The 17,804-nt window shown below is 35.3% G+C and carries 16 protein-coding genes and 1 pseudogene; 1 reads left to right on the top strand and 16 read right to left on the bottom strand.

The features are described from left to right. Positions 1-82 precede the first annotated feature (82 nt). Positions 83-1,121: pseudogene (locus ACX27_RS31825) on the top strand (IS630 family transposase); the annotation flags it as partial. On the opposite strand, the gene ACX27_RS18260 reads toward ACX27_RS31825, so the two are convergent. The 16 genes from ACX27_RS18260 to ACX27_RS18335 all read right to left on the bottom strand — a co-directional run bounded on the left by ACX27_RS18260 (position 1,104) and on the right by ACX27_RS18335 (position 17,655). Further along, positions 1,104-1,949: a hypothetical protein gene (locus ACX27_RS18260; protein WP_062294855.1), complete on the bottom strand. Its 846-nt coding sequence runs from the start codon at positions 1,947-1,949 to the stop codon at positions 1,104-1,106. The pseudogene ACX27_RS31825 and the gene ACX27_RS18260 sit on opposite strands and share 18 nt — an antisense overlap. Continuing rightward, complete coding sequence (locus tag ACX27_RS18265; protein ID WP_062294856.1) at positions 1,915-3,234, bottom strand: glycosyltransferase; 1,320 nt, start codon at positions 3,232-3,234, stop codon at positions 1,915-1,917. Before ACX27_RS18265 ends, ACX27_RS18260 begins: the two co-directional genes overlap by 35 nt. A gap of 42 nt (positions 3,235-3,276) precedes the next feature. Beyond that, a complete protein-coding gene (locus tag ACX27_RS18270) occupies positions 3,277-4,518 on the bottom strand; it encodes a glycosyltransferase (protein WP_062294857.1) in 1,242 nt (413 codons plus the stop codon). Between the two features lie 40 nt (positions 4,519-4,558). Next, on the bottom strand, positions 4,559-5,596 hold the full coding sequence (locus ACX27_RS18275) for a glycosyltransferase (protein ID WP_062294858.1): 1,038 nt from the start codon (positions 5,594-5,596) through the stop codon (positions 4,559-4,561). A 2-nt stretch (positions 5,597-5,598) separates the two neighbouring features. After that, positions 5,599-6,663: an acyltransferase family protein gene (locus ACX27_RS18280; RefSeq protein WP_062294859.1), complete on the bottom strand. Its 1,065-nt coding sequence runs from the start codon at positions 6,661-6,663 to the stop codon at positions 5,599-5,601. Between the two features lie 23 nt (positions 6,664-6,686). Continuing rightward, entirely contained in the window at positions 6,687-7,427 is a 741-nt protein-coding gene (locus tag ACX27_RS18285) for an FkbM family methyltransferase (RefSeq protein WP_083468770.1), read from the bottom strand. An 86-nt stretch (positions 7,428-7,513) separates the two neighbouring features. Then, entirely contained in the window at positions 7,514-8,740 is a 1,227-nt protein-coding gene (locus tag ACX27_RS18290) for a glycosyltransferase (RefSeq protein WP_062294861.1), read from the bottom strand. A 78-nt stretch (positions 8,741-8,818) separates the two neighbouring features. Further along, positions 8,819-9,976, bottom strand: a complete 1,158-nt coding sequence (locus tag ACX27_RS18295) for a glycosyltransferase family protein (RefSeq protein ID WP_062294862.1) — start codon at positions 9,974-9,976, stop codon at positions 8,819-8,821. A gap of 23 nt (positions 9,977-9,999) precedes the next feature. After that, positions 10,000-10,968 (bottom strand): glycosyltransferase family 2 protein, encoded by a 969-nt coding sequence (locus ACX27_RS18300; RefSeq protein ID WP_062294863.1) that lies wholly within the window; start codon positions 10,966-10,968, stop codon positions 10,000-10,002. A gap of 19 nt (positions 10,969-10,987) precedes the next feature. Next, a complete protein-coding gene (locus ACX27_RS18305) occupies positions 10,988-12,004 on the bottom strand; it encodes a hypothetical protein (protein ID WP_062294864.1) in 1,017 nt (338 codons plus the stop codon). A 34-nt stretch (positions 12,005-12,038) separates the two neighbouring features. Continuing rightward, complete coding sequence (locus ACX27_RS18310) at positions 12,039-13,061, bottom strand: glycosyltransferase family A protein (RefSeq protein WP_062294865.1); 1,023 nt, start codon at positions 13,059-13,061, stop codon at positions 12,039-12,041. Positions 13,062-13,288: 227 nt separating this feature from the next. After that, positions 13,289-14,254, bottom strand: a complete 966-nt coding sequence (locus ACX27_RS18315; protein ID WP_062294866.1) for a glycosyltransferase — start codon at positions 14,252-14,254, stop codon at positions 13,289-13,291. Beyond that, positions 14,251-14,808 (bottom strand): acyltransferase, encoded by a 558-nt coding sequence (locus ACX27_RS18320; protein ID WP_062294867.1) that lies wholly within the window; start codon positions 14,806-14,808, stop codon positions 14,251-14,253. Before ACX27_RS18320 ends, ACX27_RS18315 begins: the two co-directional genes overlap by 4 nt. 224 nt (positions 14,809-15,032) lie before the next feature. After that, a complete protein-coding gene (locus tag ACX27_RS18325) occupies positions 15,033-16,259 on the bottom strand; it encodes an ABC transporter ATP-binding protein (protein ID WP_062294868.1) in 1,227 nt (408 codons plus the stop codon). A 79-nt stretch (positions 16,260-16,338) separates the two neighbouring features. Next, on the bottom strand, positions 16,339-17,181 hold the full coding sequence (locus ACX27_RS18330) for an ABC transporter permease (RefSeq protein WP_062294869.1): 843 nt from the start codon (positions 17,179-17,181) through the stop codon (positions 16,339-16,341). A gap of 45 nt (positions 17,182-17,226) precedes the next feature. Next, entirely contained in the window at positions 17,227-17,655 is a 429-nt protein-coding gene (locus ACX27_RS18335) for a hypothetical protein (RefSeq protein ID WP_062298414.1), read from the bottom strand. Positions 17,656-17,804: the final 149 nt, after the last annotated feature.

Raw genomic sequence — 17,804 nt, forward strand, 5'->3', positions numbered from 1 at the left:
ATTTTTGAAAAAAAACAAGAGATAATACGGAGACAGGTAATAAGTATAAGGAAGAACAATGCTGAATCAGCACTTGCAGCAGGCGATCGCTGAACTAGAGGAATTTATAGTTCAAAATATAAATGCCCGTGAAGCGAGAAAAGGATTAGCAGTAAAGCTGGTTTATCAAGGTTACTTATATGAGGAAATCAAGAAAATTCTTGGTGTTTCACTTGGTTCAATAACAGGTTGGAAACAAGTATATGAGGAGAATGGTGTTGATGGTCTAAGACTAAATTATAAAGGAAGAAAAAGCTATTTGAGTAATGAGCAGCGAGAGGAAGTATTGAGTTGGCTTCAAACAAAGGATTATTGGGAAATAGGAGAATTAGAGTATAAACTAGCTTTTGAATACGATGTAGTTTACGAAACGAAAAAAAGTTACTACGATTTGTTTAAAGCAGCAGGAATAAGTTGGAAAAAAAAACACGAAAGTTAACCCAAAAGCCGACCCAGATGCTGTTGATGCAAAAAAAAAAGAGATTGAAACATTGTTGGAAAACAACCGGAGCGAAATTGAAACAGGTAAATTAAGAGTGCTACTGATTGATGAATGTCATTTAATGTGGGGAGACTTAAGTGGTTATATATGGGGTAAAACAGACCAAGAAATTATGGTTCCGGTGGTCAATGAACGAGAGAAACAAACATATTATGGAGCCATTGACTATCTTCAAGGAGAATTAATACTTAAAACTTATGATGCTGGAAATTCCCAAAATACGATTGATTATCTACGTTATTTGCTAGATGAGTCTCCTAATCAGCAATTATTAATTTTTTTGGGATGGTGCTAGTTACCATCGTTCTCAAGAAATTAAGAATTTTTTTGGATGAACTGAATAAAGGACTTTCAACTGACCAGTGGAAAATACACTGCGTTCGTTTTGCTCCTAATTGTCCAACACAAAACCCTATTGAGGATGTTTGGTTGCAAGCCAAAACCTGGGTTCGACGTTTTTTGTGCTTTGCTCCCTTCATTTTCTCATTTAAAATGGATGTTTGAATGGTTTATCCGTCACACTACCTTTGATTTTCCCACTCTTCAGATGTACGGAGCTTTTTCAAAAATCAAATATTAGTCCTATAGGAACTTTTTTGCTGGAAATCGTAAAAGCGATCGCTGCAAGTAGAAATGAACTAGAAGCACCCACAAGCAAATAGCCTAATGAGTTTGTTATCATGTATGCAGACAGTAACAAAATAAACAATATACTTTGCAGTTTGTTTAATTCTTTATTACCTAACTGATAAGCAAGGACAAAAATAGCCAGTGCATTTAGTCCTAAAATGGCAGCACGAAATGCGGTGAATAAACCGCCGTTTATAAGAGATAGCCAACCCCAATTACCGTAAAAAGACACATTAAAAAAAACACCAACTATTAAAATAAAGAAGAAAAACTTATTGCCCTTGCGATTACCTAAAGTTCGGTAAAATTTAAGTGTTCGCGGTGTAGATTTGACAAATGAAAACCATACTGAAGTTCCAAGTATCAGAAATCCGGCTACAGTCAGACTGGCAAATACTTGGTTTTCTACAGAGTAAGTTAAAACAGTGGGATGATGAGTTACAAGGGGTAAGCCATAAGTCCAAATATGTGTAAGAGCAAAAAAGGGAAAAACAGGCATTCCCTTAGCACGACCTGAACACCAAAGATAGTTAGGTAACAAAGCTGCAACGGTGACGAAAACAGCACCTAATTTACTTACAAAGGGAGTATCTTTTACTAAAAAAAGTTCATAGAAAACCAATCCCAATGATATGAGCCAAAACACCCTCAATAATTGTTTCTGTTCTTTTTTTGGTGGAGAAGGTAAGTATGCCCATGACTGAGGTGTTGAATTGATAGATTGGTTCATAATGATTACTTTATCAGGCAGTGGTAAGACACCTATCAAAAATGGCACATTGTTTGTGAGTCATTGCTCTAGCAGTATAGGGTTGAAAGGCTGACCAATCGGTGTCTGGTTGAAATCCTTTATTAATAGATAGTAACCAATTTAGTTGCGTAATGACTTGGGATAGCAAATCTTGTGGTTCTTGCTTTGAAGTAAAGGTTACAGCTTGGCCTGCTTGGCAGCGATGCAAGATATCAACTACAGAACTTTGATGATGGAAAATTGCTAATATAGGTTTTTTGGCTAGAATGCAGGGATAAAGTTTAGATGCCGTATAATCAGGGTCATCAGAGCCAATTAGTACAATAGCATCGCTATCGACAAGAATTTGTAGTGCCTCAAAATAAGGAATGCGATGGGGATGTTCAGTTACTAAGTCTGCAATCCCTAATTCTTGAGCTATTGGCTCTATAGTTTTAACAGCTAAATTACCAGGAGCATAGCTAGTACCAACAAAGTGTAACTGTACAGACTGCCAAATTTCTGGGTTTTGGTGACGGTGTGACTGAATACCTAAAAACAAAGACCGCACCGCTAAAGCCATATCATAGCCGCCTCGTCCTACATACACCCAATGGCGTTTACCGTCATTAGGGTTAAAGATTGTTTGCTGAATATTCAGGCTAGAAAGTGCTGAAAAATCAGGTTCAGGCGCACCAAACGGTAGAACTGTAAATTGTTCGGTTTTTAAATATGGATAGCGTTGTTGTAAGGTTTTTGGATATGCTGGTGAAACGCTAATTACATGAGCGACTTGACTTAAAGCCTTTGGTTCTAATAGTTTTGCCTGGAGTTGAGCAAATCCATGCTTAAAGCGTCCTCCTGGTGGCTGAGTTCCTGTTTGTTTGTAGTAATCACTGAGCCAAGGATCTTGAAAGTCCAAGACATAAGGTATTTTAAAACTTTGATACCATATACTACCTAGCCACATGGTGAGAAATACGGTTGTGGAAAAGTAGATTAAATCAAATTTTTGTTGACGAAGTAGGCGCTCGCCTGCTTGTAAAATATATGGTAAACATCGTAGCCCCAAACTACTCATACCAATACGCCGAGTTTGTTTAACAGGTAATGCGCCTGTGTATGTAATGGGAATATGAGAGGGAATTGTTTTTAATAGTATGGGGTCTTGAATCCCTTCAACACAATCTGGACAAACTGTCAGAACGTGTGCTTCCCAACCAAATTGTTCCATATAGGCTAGAGACATTCGCACCCGTTGATGGTCGGGGGCGTTAATTGGTGGGAAATGGGGGCTAACAATTAAAACTTTACGCTTTAAAGTACGATACATTAGATATCACAATTTAATTGCTGTTTTCAATTTTAATTATTATCATAGATTTTTATTTGCAATATTTTGAAGACCACCCCCACAACTTAAAATTGATTCATTTGTAACATTCTTTAGTATTTCAGCATTTTCATTATTGAAATATAAATATAAATTTGTACCTTTATAGTTTTTTATAAAATCTACCACTTTATAATAACTAAGATATTCATCATAATAATTTATTACATTCTTTTTCATGGTTTTGATAGTGTCATTATCTATCTTAGTTATTTGATCAATTAAGTCATACATTTCGTCTAACGTTTTATACACTAAACAGTTTTTCCCATGAATCAGATTAGGATACAACCAGTTTTCATAAGAAATGATAGGTATTGTACCTACTGACATTGCTTCAATTACATTGTGGCACATCAACATATATCCACCAGGTAATGCCAAGAAAAAATTAGCATTTGACAACTCTATCAGCCATTTTTCTTGCAATCCTTTTTTCTGGCAAAGAAGCAGAGAATAATTACTGTATTTCTCTGCTTTTTTTGTCAAATGTTTTCTTTCCCAAATGTTATCAATTACCTTTATATTCAATTGTTTTGTGTGTTTTATCAAAAATTCCACACTTCTATCACGCGAAGGAACTCCATAATATCTTTCCACTAAGTGTTTATCACCTACAAACCCAACGTTTCCCGAAAATAAAATAGACCATAATCTGTGATTACTTCTAAATTTACTTAATTTATTAGTATACTGTTGATAGTTTTGGAGGAAAGATGGATGAACTGAATAAGGAATTAAAAATGACTCTGAGCAAGGTTTTTGCGCCACATCTTGTTCCACAAGAATTCGCAATTTTTCTGGCTTGACTGAATAATTATGCTGTTGAAGATTTTCAGTAACAAGTGTTGTTATTTTTAAATTATCAGGTATTTTATTAACTATTTTTAGATTTTTTATAGATAATAGTCTTCTTCCTTCATAACCTAATTTTATATAATTTTTAATATTAAAATCCCATATAAAAATAAGTTGTGTATGTGACATACTGAGAAAATATAAAATCTGAAAAAGATATCTTTTCTGTACATTATTTAAATCAACAACAGCAATATTTTCATATTTAATAATCTTATATTTATTGTTAAAATAACTTTTAATAAAACTAGGATACTGAAATATATAATTCTCGGTTAATCTTTGCGGAAGTCTCTTTTCTATAAAAACAAACTCAATAAGACTGTTTAGCAATTTGGTGAGATAAATAATGTTTTGTTTCAGCATTTTACAGAATCTTAATTTCTTAATTTATATAGATTTAATTTTAGGAAATAGAGGTAGCTAAACTATGATACATCTGCTCATATTGGCTTACGATTACATTAGTAGAAAAAAACTCTTCAACACGCTGACGGCAATCTTGTCGATTTAACTTAGGTAAACTGTTAATGGCTACTACGGCTTCATCAATACTGTTAATTAAATAACCATCAATACCTTGCCTGATAATCTCTGGCAATGCGCCTCTGGAACAAGATATTACAGGAGTACCACAAGCAAGAGCTTCAGCAAAAACAATCCCGAAAGGTTCTTCCCATTCTATGGGAACAATCATGGCAGCAGCTTGCCCTAGCAGTTCATTTTTCTGAGTGTCGTTAACAGCCCCAATATACTCTATTCCATCCTTTCCCAAGTGAGGCACAATTTCTTCTTGCCAGTATTTACCAGTTTTTCCAGTTGTGGCGTGATTGCCAGCAATGATTAAGCTGCGTCCGGTTTTTTTGGCAATAGCGATCGCTGTATGCGCTCCTTTAATTCGCTCTACTCGACTGAGAAATACTAGGGGTGCATCGGGAGCTACCTTTGGTTGAAAAGTGTATTTTTCTAGTTCTACACAGTTATGGATAGTATGCCAAACACCCCCAGCCTTTCGTCCAATGTTACAAATATAATTACTACAACCTGTAAAAGTCAGAGAACCCTTGGCAAGTTTGACACCCCAGCTAGTGGTGCGATGGCTGGGATTTCGCTGATAAGACATCACCTTGGGGATATCAGAGGATAACAGGGGTAATAAATACAGGATACGCGAGAAGCTATGGATAATATCAGGCTGAAACTGCTGTACTGCTGACCATAGAGTCAATGTATTTTGGAGTGCATCTAATTTGTTTTGCGATCGCTTTCCTGGCCAAGCAAAAGACTTATTTGCTGGTGATGTTGAATCAGCGTTAGCAACCAGTCCAACTGTATGTCCACGAGCTTGCAATCCTGTGACAAGTAAATCAACAATACGTTCAATGCCACCATATAGTTTTGGTGGTACTGGTAATTCAGGATCGGCTGTAAGCAGGATTTTCATGGCTATAATTTAGCTATTCTTTGTTGATATCGCCAGTTATTTAAAGGTTTTTCAACTAATTTGAAAAAGATAATACTAATGGTAATTGCCACAGCCCATCCTAACACTTGCAGTACAAGTATCATTATGCTGTCAACGGGAATAAATCTTGTTCCTAGATTTACTACTCTTCCTTGAAAGGGAACATGAAGTAGATAAAGCGAATATGATATTAAACCAAAATATTTAAGCCAATTTATCAAGTTAATTGAATTGATAATATTATCAAAACCATATAACAAATAAATGATTATTGCGAAAATACTACTAAACCAGAGTTGATTTTGATCATGAATCAAGTGAATCCAAGCGCCTGTAGCACCTAGTATCATAATTAAAGTTATAGATAGATTTTGATGATAAGTATGATTTTTATGCTTCGCAAATAAAGCAGTAAATACTAGAGATCCACATACAAATTCCGACCAATATCTTATCCAACCTAGCTTTGAGTCATGAGGCATAAATATTGCCATAAATGCTAAGAATAATCCCAGGAACAAAGATAAATTTTGACTAATCTTGTTTCTAATTATTAAAAGAGTAGCAACAATCAAATAAAATCCTATTTCTACCACCAATGACCAGTAGACAACAACATAAAAAGGAACATTCAAATAGGGCTGTATGAGAAACAAGTTTCCGAACCAAATCTCCCATGAAGAAGGAATTGCATCTGCTAAATTCACTTTATTAAAAGGTGAAGATATAATATTTAAACTTAAAGTTAATAAAAATGCTATCCAGTAAGTTGGCATTAAACGCAAAATTCTAGTTTGTAGAAATGCCCATGAACTACCACCCTTGAGAATCAGTTTATAGACGCTGGCTGTAATACAATAGCCGCTAATAACAAAGAAAATATGCACTCCTAACCAACCAGGAGCCGCAATGGATTTTATTATTTCTACCAATGGATGAAGAGATTTATCAAAAGTAGTTCCAAAACCATGAAAAAGCATCACCCATAAGGCAGCGATACCACGCCAATGGTCTAGGGTTTTGTATTGTGGATTCCAATATGTCATATAATAGCCAGCACAACTTAAAACTATAAATTACAATTAACAAAAAGAGCATTACAAAAGCCAAAGTATCTTTTGTTTTCTCCCCATCTAAAAACTTCATAAAAGCCAGAAAACTTAAAATTATTTTTCACTAAAAATTTGTTTAATTCTCCAAAATCTTGGCATTCTTTATTATGTTCATCAAAGTCTATTTCTGCATAAATGAAATTAATTAAGTTATTCTTAACGTAAAATTCAGCACCATAAATAACTTCTAATTCATACCCTTGCACATCCATCTTTAGAATATCAATACTAGTTAGTTGATGTTTCTTAGCAATTGTATCGATTGTTGTAATTTTTACTGTTTCAGTTTTTTTAAAGTTTGAGGGTAATTCACTAGGCTCAATCAAAGTATTGAGTTCCGAATCTTCTCTGATGTAAATTAACTTTTCGCTCTCATGAGAGCCAAGTGCTGAATGAAAACACTGGATTTTATTTAAGTAGTGAGTATTTTTCTGTAGTGTTTTAAAAGTTTCATTTATTGGTTCAAATGCAAATATCTCGGCTTGTGGGAAATGCCAGTTTAAGAATCTACTAGTTTGCCCTATGTTTGCGCCCACATCAAATATTGTTTTAATTTTCCTATTTTTAGCTATTCTTTTAATATCATATGGATAGCTAATTCCTTGAGGTACTATCCTGGTCAAAGGCATAAGCTCAGATGCTAATATCGTATTGCCAATATTAGACAAAGTTTTCCCAATAATATATCTATGATTCATGATTTAAGTAGATTTTTGTTCAAAAAAACAATTTTATTTTCTACAAATTCATACTTTTCCATACTTAATCACTTTAAGCATACTCCTTAATTATCCAAACTTTTAAGCATTAATTGCAATAATTTATCAAGCTGTTGTTCCCAAATAAATTTTTCTTTAAAAATTTCCAAAGAAGCTAATTTAGTTGTATTTAATGTATTAGAATCTTTCAATAAGTCATTAATTGCTTGGGCTAGTTCTATTGGATTATTGGTTATCAATCGACCAATAGCAGAATTTTGAGATAAAATCTCTCTTTGTCCATCCGTATCAGTAGCAATAACAGCTAAACCGGCTTGTAGATATTGAAATAATTTATTTGTGACTGTAAGATTGCGACTAGGAATATCGCTGCGTTCCAAAGCTAGACCAATATCATGTTCAGCAATACGCGATAGTAACTCATTGTTGGGTACAGTAGGGTGAATAAATAGAAGCTCTCGCCATTGCTCAGGTATTAATGGTTCTAGCCATTGGCGGGAACTTTCAGGATAATTACCTCGCAAATGTATTTCTAAAGGAATGTTGATGTAAGGTAAAGCTTGAAATAGGGTTTCTAGTCCACGTCCTGGGCCAATAGTTTGAGAGAACCAGTGAACAGAGGGTAAGTTCAGATTACAGCGATCGCGTTTTTGGTGGTCAATTTGCGATCGCTCAGATAAGGGAAAAACGTTATAAATGACTGTGGGTTTGGGTGCGTTGTAAGCTTTAGCTAGAGCATCGGCTAAGGCATGGGATGTAGTCAGGCAATAGGTACATTCTTTTGCTAGCCTACTTTCTAGAGTTTTTAGCTGCTCAATAGGACGGCTGACGCGGGCTTCTGGTAATAAGTCTTCAGAAAACCAGTCTTCAAAATCTACACCTACTTTAAAGCCTTGATCTAAAAGTTTGTTTCCTACCCAAAGTCCTAGCTCTGAGTGGACTATCGTTAAATCTGCACGGCTTTTTAAAGCAACTTTTAGCATTGCTTTTGCTCCGTAACCCAGCAATTCGGGTGAAAAAATCCCGAAACGTTGAAATTTTTCTTTAGCTAAACGTGCTTGGAGGCGAACAGCCCAGTTGTTGAATCTTTGGCTTGGTTGGAAGTCGATAATGGGTGCAAATTGCCATTTTTTGTTTGCTATGAGCAGGCGATCGCGCTCTACTAAATCTGGATCAAACCAAAAGCCGCACACGGTGACATCATGACCTGCATTTGCTAAGGCTTCTGCTTCTTTTTGTGGGCGCGGTGCTGTGCAGAGATGTCCACCAATTAAAATTAGTATCTTTGCCATCAATCAGTTTTAATTACCAGATTAATGTAGATTGAAATATAAGATTCAACTCAATTTTAGAGGTAGTGTAAATTTTGTTTACGTTATTGCTCGACATATTTTAGAAATACTGTGGGGAACAGTATGTTCCGATAATGCTCTTTTTTGACCATTGTATCTTAATTTTTGCCTTACATCGGGAGATTTAATTAAATATTGAATTTTTTCAACCATATCATCTACGTTACGATAAGTTTCAATTTCTTCTCCTAATTCGTATAGATGTTCCAGTCCTTCTGTCCATTCAGTTAAATAACAAGCTCCCATCATTGGGGCTTCAATATCACGCATTCGAGAGTAAGTGTCAGGTTTATAAAATGGATAACGATAACTAGGATAACGATTGATACCTAGAGTAATTATGCTTTGTTGAATAATTGCTGTGTATTCATCTGCATTTGGTGGCTGTTTAACAAAATTTGTGAAGGTATCGTTAGCAATTCTTGGTATTGATTTAGATTTTAATTTTCTCAGCCAAGCTAAAGTACCTTGGTGAGAGATAAATTTCCATTGATTAAGACCAGTTTGCCAAAAGCTTTGGTGTTGAGGCACAGAAGAAATTGATGAACTAGATGGAGTATTATCCCATCCACTACCTCTAATTTCAACAGGAACAAAAGATAAAACTTGGGCAAGTAATGCTTCACGCTGTACATCACGGGAACCAATAAAGCTAACACCGTAATTTTCCGAATGCTTATAGCTTCTTTGATGATATGGAATCCAAACAGGCATAGGTGCATAAAGATATTTAAGATTTGCCTGCTGATACATTTTTAATGCCTTAAATTCTGGAACCCAATGTAAATCAAAGCAGCAAAATTCATTAGGTATTTGTGTAAACTCTCTAACGTTGTCACAAAAAAAGTTGACACAAGGTATACCTAATGACTGAATATGCTTAATAGCATCAGAGTTTATTTGTTGAGGAAATAAATAGCTTAAGAATAAATCAATAGCTTTAATTTCTTGTTGTTTTTTAATATATTTAATAGTAGTTTCCCATGTAAAATTACGCCATTCTTGTAATCTTTTAGTATCTGAATAAACTAAACCTTCTGCCCAATCAACATCTTTTACTTCTATCCATTCATGCCCTGCTTCTTCAATTCCTTTTTTAAAATAATCTTCCCAAAACTTGTATGCTGGGATTGGATGTCTATGCGGAGACTGTAAACAACTTAATAAAATTCTCATAATTAATATTTTATTTATACTTGTTATTTTATTTGCAACTGCGGCAAATAAATACGTCTAAACTTCTGAAGTCTTCTTGCTAATTTCCAACCAAAAATATTTTCTATAAGTTTTATTAAAGGGCCAGAATCAAGTTTCAGGTCAGATCCTCCAAGCATTTTTACTTGAGATTCAACTATTTGTAATAAGTCTGGAACGTCTGGGTAAATACTATATATATTACGTTGTAAGAGTGTGGCACAAGCATGACGAGTACGAAAACTATCCTCTACTGTAAGTAGATAATTTAAACATAGTAGTAATGCTTTAACAGCTGAGTCCCAAGAATCTCTAGATGTAGCTTTACTTAAACTATTTTGAAGACCAGAGCGATAATAAGTTTTAGCATCTGCACAGAACTTTACTCCTTTACTAGCTAATAATGCCCTACAAAAATATTCTCCATCATCATTTAAGGATAAGCTTTCGTTCCAAAAACCTGTTGCTTCAAAGATTTTACGGGGAATTAACCAAGCAGCAGGGTGCATCATCCAATTGCCTTCCCAAGCGCAAATCAGCCATTCAACAGGTGACATATCTGTCCAAAGAGGTTGAGGCTTAAATAATGCTTCTGATGGTGTTTTGTAAAATCTTGCCCATGCGCCTGATGCAATGTAATCAGAATTGCGATCGCAATTTAAAAGTTGCATTTGAAGTTCTATCTTGTCAGGTGCCAACAAATCATCAGCATCTAGATATTGAATAAAGTCTCCTTTCGCCTCTTGAATCGCTCGATTTCTAGCTGCACTTGCTCCCCGATTAGTTTGACTGATAACTTTCACACCCCTTGTCTCAAATTTCTTGGCAACTGTTAAACTGCCATCAATTGAGCCATCATCTACTAAGATTATTTCTATATTTTTCCAAGTTTGCTGTAGAGTAGATTCTAATGTTTCTGCTAACCAAGGTTCAGCATTATAGCAGGGTATAAGTATAGAAACCAAAGGTTTCATGAAACTTGCTCCACTAAATTTACATATTAGATTTTGTCTGACCTAAAAACAAATTCTGAGCAATATGCTTCCAGCCGTAGCGAAAATACCAAGGCTTGGAGTCGGCAACGTAGTGATGTAAAACGGCTTTAGGCTTCATCACTTCCTCCCGACTTGGCATAACGATGTAGTTTTCCTCTGGTGCAACGGCACAGGGTTTACCAGCCATAAGCATAGCGACAAGTGCTTGCTCTTGATAGTAGTGAGTGCCTTGCTGCTCAATTAGCGTTTTGCACCAATATTCGAGTTTTTCCCAATCAATATCCTCACTTTTTAAACCACATATTCCTACATTCAATCGCTCAGAGATTGTAGCTTGTGCTAAGGAGGCCATTAAAGTATCAGAATAACCGTAGGAAGTTTCCACGTCTACCATATGGCATGGTTGTTGAGGAGATTTGAGCCAGTTCAACAGAAAATCAGGTGTACGAAAGAATAACATATCTGAGTCAAGTACCAGTTTCCAGCCTTTAGAACCAGCATGAATATCTGTAATCTTCCGCATATTGGGATAATTGAAGCGGCGTTCTCTCAGATATGGAAATTTATGTTGTGGTAAGTGTTGATTTATATATTCTTCAATTTCTGGCTTAAGAATAATTTTGGCATTAGGAAAAATTTTAATAATTTGAGCTTGATACTTCTTTTCTAGAGAGCCATCATCATAAATAATTGGTCGCAAAGTCAAGTTTGTATGTTGTGCCATTGAATAAGCACAAAAACAGGTCTGATACCAAAACTTTCGACCAGTCAAGAAATAGATATCAAGTGATTGTTGTAAATTTTGCGGGCTAATCGGTAATAAACGATAAACTGCTTGTTCCATCTGAAGACTTGAAAAATGGTCTATTACCATATTGAGAGGGCCTTTGTGCATTGTTTTCTGCACAAATCCTTTAGGAGCATAGTATAATTTATAGGCAACCTCTCCTAGCTTCCATTCCTTGGCATAATGGCGGAGGTGATCACTAACTATATTGTGTTTATGATTTTTCATCCGATATCGCCATATCTTTCAATTTGCTAATAATTTAAATGCTATGAAGAATAGCTACCATTTCTTTTAAGTCTTCAAAACTTACTGTTTGTATTTGAGAATAATCAGGTCTTTGTATATGTCGAAGAACGAAAGCTGCATTTTTCGCCCCAATTAGTTTTGCGAGAGTTTGAAAAAATCTTCCTCCCAAGTGATTCAAACTTCCTTTAGGTGCTTTTTGCCAAATTTCCATCATTTTATGTTCAAATGCTGAATTAAAATTTTTCGGCAATTTGCGCCAAGAAATAAAAGCGCACTCTCCTACAAGTCTACGAGCTTCATGTGTTAAATCACTAGATGGACAGTTTTTCATAAATGACATCATTACTGCCAGGGATGCTACTCCCAAATTTTCCCAGTGATCAGTATACCTTTCTTGTTCATGTTCACCTGCAATACTATAGTGACCATTAATTTTAGTTATTTTGGCATCATAAGCTGCCAAATTATAATAAATCCAAACATCTCCTACTGGATCAAATATCCGATTCTCCGGAACTAATGGATTACTCAAGTATTGCACCAAGTAACTTCTTCTGTATATTGGATTACTAGGAATTGGTTGCACCGCCAAATAAAACTCTGCTGAGTGATTAACATGGCGAAGAATACGTTTTGGTTGGAAGGCTAAATTACTGTATTCCCCCTTAAGCTTGACAGTTGCCTCGTCAGTATAAGAAACATCTGCTTGGGATGCTTCTAAAGCAGAGATTTGTAAAGTCAGTTTATCTGGATGAACTAAATCATCTGAATCAAGAAATAAAACATATTTACCCTCTGCTTCTTTGAGTCCTCGATTTCTAGCAACAATTGAACCTTGATTTATTTGTCGAATAAAGCGAATAGGCAAATTCAAAAACCCTTGCAGTTGCTCTGATAAAGGTTCTTTTGAACCATCATCAACAATAATTACTTCTACATTTAAATTATGAATTGCGTTCTTTATACTCTGAAGAGTATACTTCAGCATTTCAGTACGATTGTAGGCAGGAATAATTATAGACAAATCGTAATACATCTTTGCTAATACTTTAGTATTGAATTTACTTTGTGATACGAGTAAATAATCTAAATAGGAATTTTACTTTAGGGTTGGCTGATTTTCACAATTTCACTCCACCAACCATTGGTAGGCGTTTTTTATTTTTAAAATTTTTTCTTTTGAATGAAAGATAAGAGTGTTTTTGTCTTCCTCATCTTCTTTATATAAATCAGTAAGTCCAAACATATAAATGAAACTATAGTTCAAAGGTTGGTACTTTTATTAGTTAATAATTCTCCTAGTCCCTCAAACATTCCACAAGCACCCTGCCAATTGATGTAATTAGCAGGACTTTTCCAAGGTTGATAACTAAAAAATGCCTTTATCTGTCTGGGAATAACACTCCAACTGGGTATTTTCTGCCAAGGATGAATGTTATGAGCATCTAAAACTTGAACCCAGGAACGTGATGAAGCACGGTTCAGACGAGCAAGATAATCTTTGGTTAAACGATTTGACGAGATTAGGTGATTTAGTTGCAGTTGAGGAAAGTAACCAACTGCCCAACCAGCTTCTAAAAGTGTTAAGTTAATGTCGCAATCACCCCCAGATTGTAAACTCTTACCTGTTCTATCTAAAGATAGCCGATTGACATTTTCAGCAATACTATCAACGTAAAATTGTGCGGCTTGACGTTGTAGTGCCATTCCTGCTCCAATGGGAGCAAATAATGGGTGTTGTTTTTCTTTACTAGATAGTTCATCAAAAGAGTAAACTTGAACCTCATCACCTAAATCACGAAGTGCTAAACAAACCCAAAAATCTTTTATCCAATGCTCAGGTTCAACTTCAAACTCTGGGAGAGATTTTCCACCAATAGCTCCCAAATGGTGATGATTTTGGAAAATTGCAATTACATTACTTAGATAATTTACATCAAGGACGTTATCATCATCTACAAATACTAAATAATTGCCTCGACTGGCATTAATTCCTGCTATTCTTGCTCGTGTTAACCCTAAGCGTTCTTCTCTAATAATTTTTGCAAAATTGTGCCAAGAGAAATCAAAGCTAGGAATATAACTGGGATCAGGCGTTAAATTATCTATAACTATTAGTTCCCAATTTTCTTGTAAAAGAGTCTGGTTCTTTAGAGCAATAAGCGTTTTGTTTAACCGCTTGTCATTAGGATTATGAGTAGGAATAATAACTGAAATCAAAGGATTCATAAACGAGTTTTCACTACTTTTGCAGGAACACCAACTGCTATTGAGTAAGGTGGTAAATCTTTAGTTACAACTGCACCAGCACCAACAACACAACCATCTCCAACAGTAACACCTCCTAAAATAGTAACCCCCGCACCAAGCCATACATCTTCTCCGATATTTACTGGTAATAAAACATCTGGTTTTGATCTAATGCGGCTATTTCTATCAGGAATTGTATGATTTGAAGATAATATTCGGCAGTGCATAGCAATCAAAGTATCTTTGCCAATTTTGACCCCCCCATGTCCATATATTACTGTGTAAGGACCTATAAATACATTCTCATCAATAGTTATTGAACCTCCCCAAGCATCCAAAGTAACTCCGTGATTTATCTGTGTTTTTGAACTAATTTTTATATTTCCCTTATGACCTTGTGAATAACCTAAATTTATAACTATATTACTGCTAATTAAGCAGGAAAAATCAATCTCAATACCCAAGCCTCTTAAATAAAGCAATCTAATGTTTTGGTCAAGTAATTTTAACGCATTATTTATGCTAATAATCATTAATATATATGAATCATATTTGATTTCTTAAAAAACTCCGTATATCCGAAAAGACGGAAAATCAGTTCCTCTGTTAATTTTATGGAGATGTATATCTTGATTTATCATTGTTCGCTGTTAGCACAGATAAATTCCTTCGTATTATCTACCTCGTGATTTTTCTCGGAAATCAAATATGATTCCTAATATAATGCTTATTGTTTAATTTATAAAGTTTTTGTAAATTATTTGTACTGTGTTAATCTCCATTTACCATTCACATTAAAGGGGCCAATAAAATCTGGAGAAAGACCTTGAGGTAGAGAACTTAGAGATATAAAATCAAATGCTACTGCATCTTGTTTGGAATCATAGTTCTGATTTTTTTCTCCGAGCCAAACAGAAAGTTTGTAGCTTCCAGAATGTAAAGGTAGATTTTTAATCATCATAGTAGCGATTCCAGAAGATAGGCTTTGTGGTTGGAATTCTGGATCTAACCAAGTATTTGTCCCAAACAAAGGTGTACCATGAATGTTGTAAACAACAATTCCAACTAAAGGTGGATTAAGTGGCCAAGGAGAAGTAAAATAAACAAGAACATCTAGATCACCTTTTTCTAATGCACTTTGATCAATTTCTACTTTCCAAATGCTTGGATATTGTGTATTTTCTTGACCAATAAATCTTAACTGGTTTAATTCGCTAGTATAAAGATTAAGAGCATGAGTGCTATTTGTGTCTGCTTTTATACTACCTTTCTCTAAAAAAATTCCACGCTCACAAAGATTAGCTATAGCACTGTTATTATGGCTGACAAATATCAGGGTTCGTCCTTCAGTGCTAACTTCTTGCATCTTGCCTAGACATTTCTGCTGAAATTTAGCATCACCCACGGCTAAAACTTCATCCACAATTAATATCTCTGGTTCTAAATGCGCGGCTACGGCAAACGCCAACCTTACATACATACCTGATGAATATCGTTTTACTGGGGTGTCTAAGAACTTTTCTACCTCTGCAAAAGCTACAATTTCATCAAACTTTTGCTTAATCTCTGCCTTACTCATCCCTAAAATTGCACCATTGAGGTAGATATTTTCTCTACCAGTCAATTCTGGGTGAAAGCCTGTACCTACCTCCAATAAACTAGCAACTCTGCCTTTAATTTTGATGTTTCCTTGTGTTGGTTCAGTAATACGACTGAGAATTTTCAACAGTGTAGATTTACCTGCGCCATTGCGTCCAATAATGCCTACTCTATCACCTTGCTTAATTTCAAATGAAACATCCTTTAGCGCCCAAAACTCTTCATGATAGTTTGAGGATTGAAATTTTCTATTTTGGAAAGACTTAAATAAACCCTTAGCACCATTGGCTATAACATCTCGTAAAGCAGTATACTTTTCCTGCTGTTGGTGTCCAATAATATATTTTTTACCCAGGTTTTCTACTGTAATTATAGTGTCAGACATTAGTTTTGATTTTAAATTTATCTGATAATTAAATTTCTAATTTCTAGGACAAAGATATTTTTGATTGAGGTTTTTATTGTTAAATTACATCAGCAAATGTTCGTTCCATTTTGCGGAAGTACCAAATTCCACTTATAAATAATAGAAATACTAAACCCAAAGATAGCAAAAATCCAGGTAAATATAAATTTGATTCTCCACCTAAAATCGCCCAGCGAAAACCGTCAATTACGCCAACAATTGGGTTTAAAGAGTACAAAAGTCGCCACTGTTTTGGAACTATGGTGCTACTAAAGCCTACTGGTGATATGTATAATCCAAACTGCACAATAAACGGGACAATATAACGGAAATCTCTGTATTTAACATTTAAAGAAGCCAGCCATAACCCTGCACCCATTGAAGCAGCAAAGGCAATAGCAATAAAAAATGGTAAGGTGACAATTCGCCAAGTAGGAACAAAGTTATACCAAGCCATTAATCCTAGTAGGATGATGCCTGAAACCATGAAGTCTACAAAGCTAACTACCACTGCACTGGTAGGAACAATGAGGCGAGGAAAGTATACTTTTGAAATTAAATTGGCATTACCAATCAAACTATTACTGCACTCGGAAAGGGAATTAGCAAAAAATTGCCAAGGCAACATTGCTGAAAATACTAAAATTGGGTAAGGCGCACCCTGGGAAGGCAGTTTTGCTAATTGTCCAAATACGACTGAAAAGACTACCATCGTTAGAAATGGACGAATTAATGCCCAAGCAATACCGATCGCAGTTTGTTTATATCTTACTAAAATGTCACGCCAAGCCAGAAAATAAAACAATTCTCTATAACGCCAGATATCTTTCCAATACTGTTGCTCAGTGCGTCCAGCTTCAATCACTAACTCTTGTTTAGCTACAATTTTCGTATTACTCATAGTTTTTGATTGAAGATTAATATATGAAGGAATTTAATAGCTTAGTTAATTAACAACCTGAAAACTACTCAGAGTTTGATAAGTAATATCTTTGGCACTCCTACGTGTAAATTCACTTACAGAAGGATTTCCGTGAGAACTAATCACTCCTGTTGCTTGTTGCCATAGTTCTTGTGGTGCTGTTGAAATTTCATAAGTACGCTCGTCACGTTTACGAACGTGATACCATCTGGTCTGCTGGCAGTGTTCACACCAAAAAGCTTCTAACCATTCTCCTTCGAGAGGGACTGCTGTTCGATTTGCTACTAGTATTAAGGCATTCCGCCGACTCATACCTCTTTGTTGTAATTGACCTGGTTTATCAGCAAATATCTGATACTTCTGACTGACACTATCAAGGTAACAGCCATGAATCGGACAATAAATTCCGCGTCGTTTAGAACGTTTCCGATTTCGGTCACACCTTCTCTGCAATTTCACCTCCTGTATAGACAACAACTATGAGCAAGGAAGGTTGCGTTGGAGGGACTGAGATCAAAAGAAGACCATCAAAGCCCAACTCCTCAACATACAGCCAAAATGTTCAATTACACTAGTAATTCTATTTGTTTTTGCTACTTTTG

Origin of the sequence: Nostoc piscinale CENA21, from assembly GCF_001298445.1 — a bacterium.
Classification (GTDB): Bacteria; Cyanobacteriota; Cyanobacteriia; order Cyanobacteriales; family Nostocaceae; genus Nostoc_B; species Nostoc_B piscinale_A.

Bases quoted from the DNA above. Each gene is read 5' to 3' on its own strand.
- ACX27_RS18280 (WP_062294859.1), bottom strand. From the start codon at position 6,663: ATGACATATTGGAATCCACAATACAAAACCCTAGACCATTGGCGTGGT.
- ACX27_RS18295 (WP_062294862.1), bottom strand. From the start codon at position 9,976: ATGAGAATTTTATTAAGTTGTTTACAGTCTCCGCATAGACATCCAATC.
- ACX27_RS18300 (WP_062294863.1), bottom strand. From the start codon at position 10,968: ATGAAACCTTTGGTTTCTATACTTATACCCTGCTATAATGCTGAACCT.
- ACX27_RS18330 (WP_062294869.1), bottom strand. From the start codon at position 17,181: ATGAGTAATACGAAAATTGTAGCTAAACAAGAGTTAGTGATTGAAGCT.
- ACX27_RS18275 (WP_062294858.1), bottom strand. From the start codon at position 5,596: ATGAAAATCCTGCTTACAGCCGATCCTGAATTACCAGTACCACCAAAA.
- ACX27_RS18325 (WP_062294868.1), bottom strand. From the start codon at position 16,259: ATGTCTGACACTATAATTACAGTAGAAAACCTGGGTAAAAAATATATT.
- ACX27_RS18305 (WP_062294864.1), bottom strand. From the start codon at position 12,004: ATGAAAAATCATAAACACAATATAGTTAGTGATCACCTCCGCCATTAT.
- ACX27_RS18290 (WP_062294861.1), bottom strand. From the start codon at position 8,740: ATGGCAAAGATACTAATTTTAATTGGTGGACATCTCTGCACAGCACCG.
- ACX27_RS18320 (WP_062294867.1), bottom strand. From the start codon at position 14,808: ATGATTATTAGCATAAATAATGCGTTAAAATTACTTGACCAAAACATT.
- ACX27_RS18285 (WP_083468770.1), bottom strand. From the start codon at position 7,427: ATGAATCATAGATATATTATTGGGAAAACTTTGTCTAATATTGGCAAT.
- ACX27_RS18265 (WP_062294856.1), bottom strand. From the start codon at position 3,234: ATGTATCGTACTTTAAAGCGTAAAGTTTTAATTGTTAGCCCCCATTTC.
- ACX27_RS18270 (WP_062294857.1), bottom strand. From the start codon at position 4,518: ATGCTGAAACAAAACATTATTTATCTCACCAAATTGCTAAACAGTCTT.
- ACX27_RS18310 (WP_062294865.1), bottom strand. From the start codon at position 13,061: ATGTATTACGATTTGTCTATAATTATTCCTGCCTACAATCGTACTGAA.
- ACX27_RS18315 (WP_062294866.1), bottom strand. From the start codon at position 14,254: ATGAATCCTTTGATTTCAGTTATTATTCCTACTCATAATCCTAATGAC.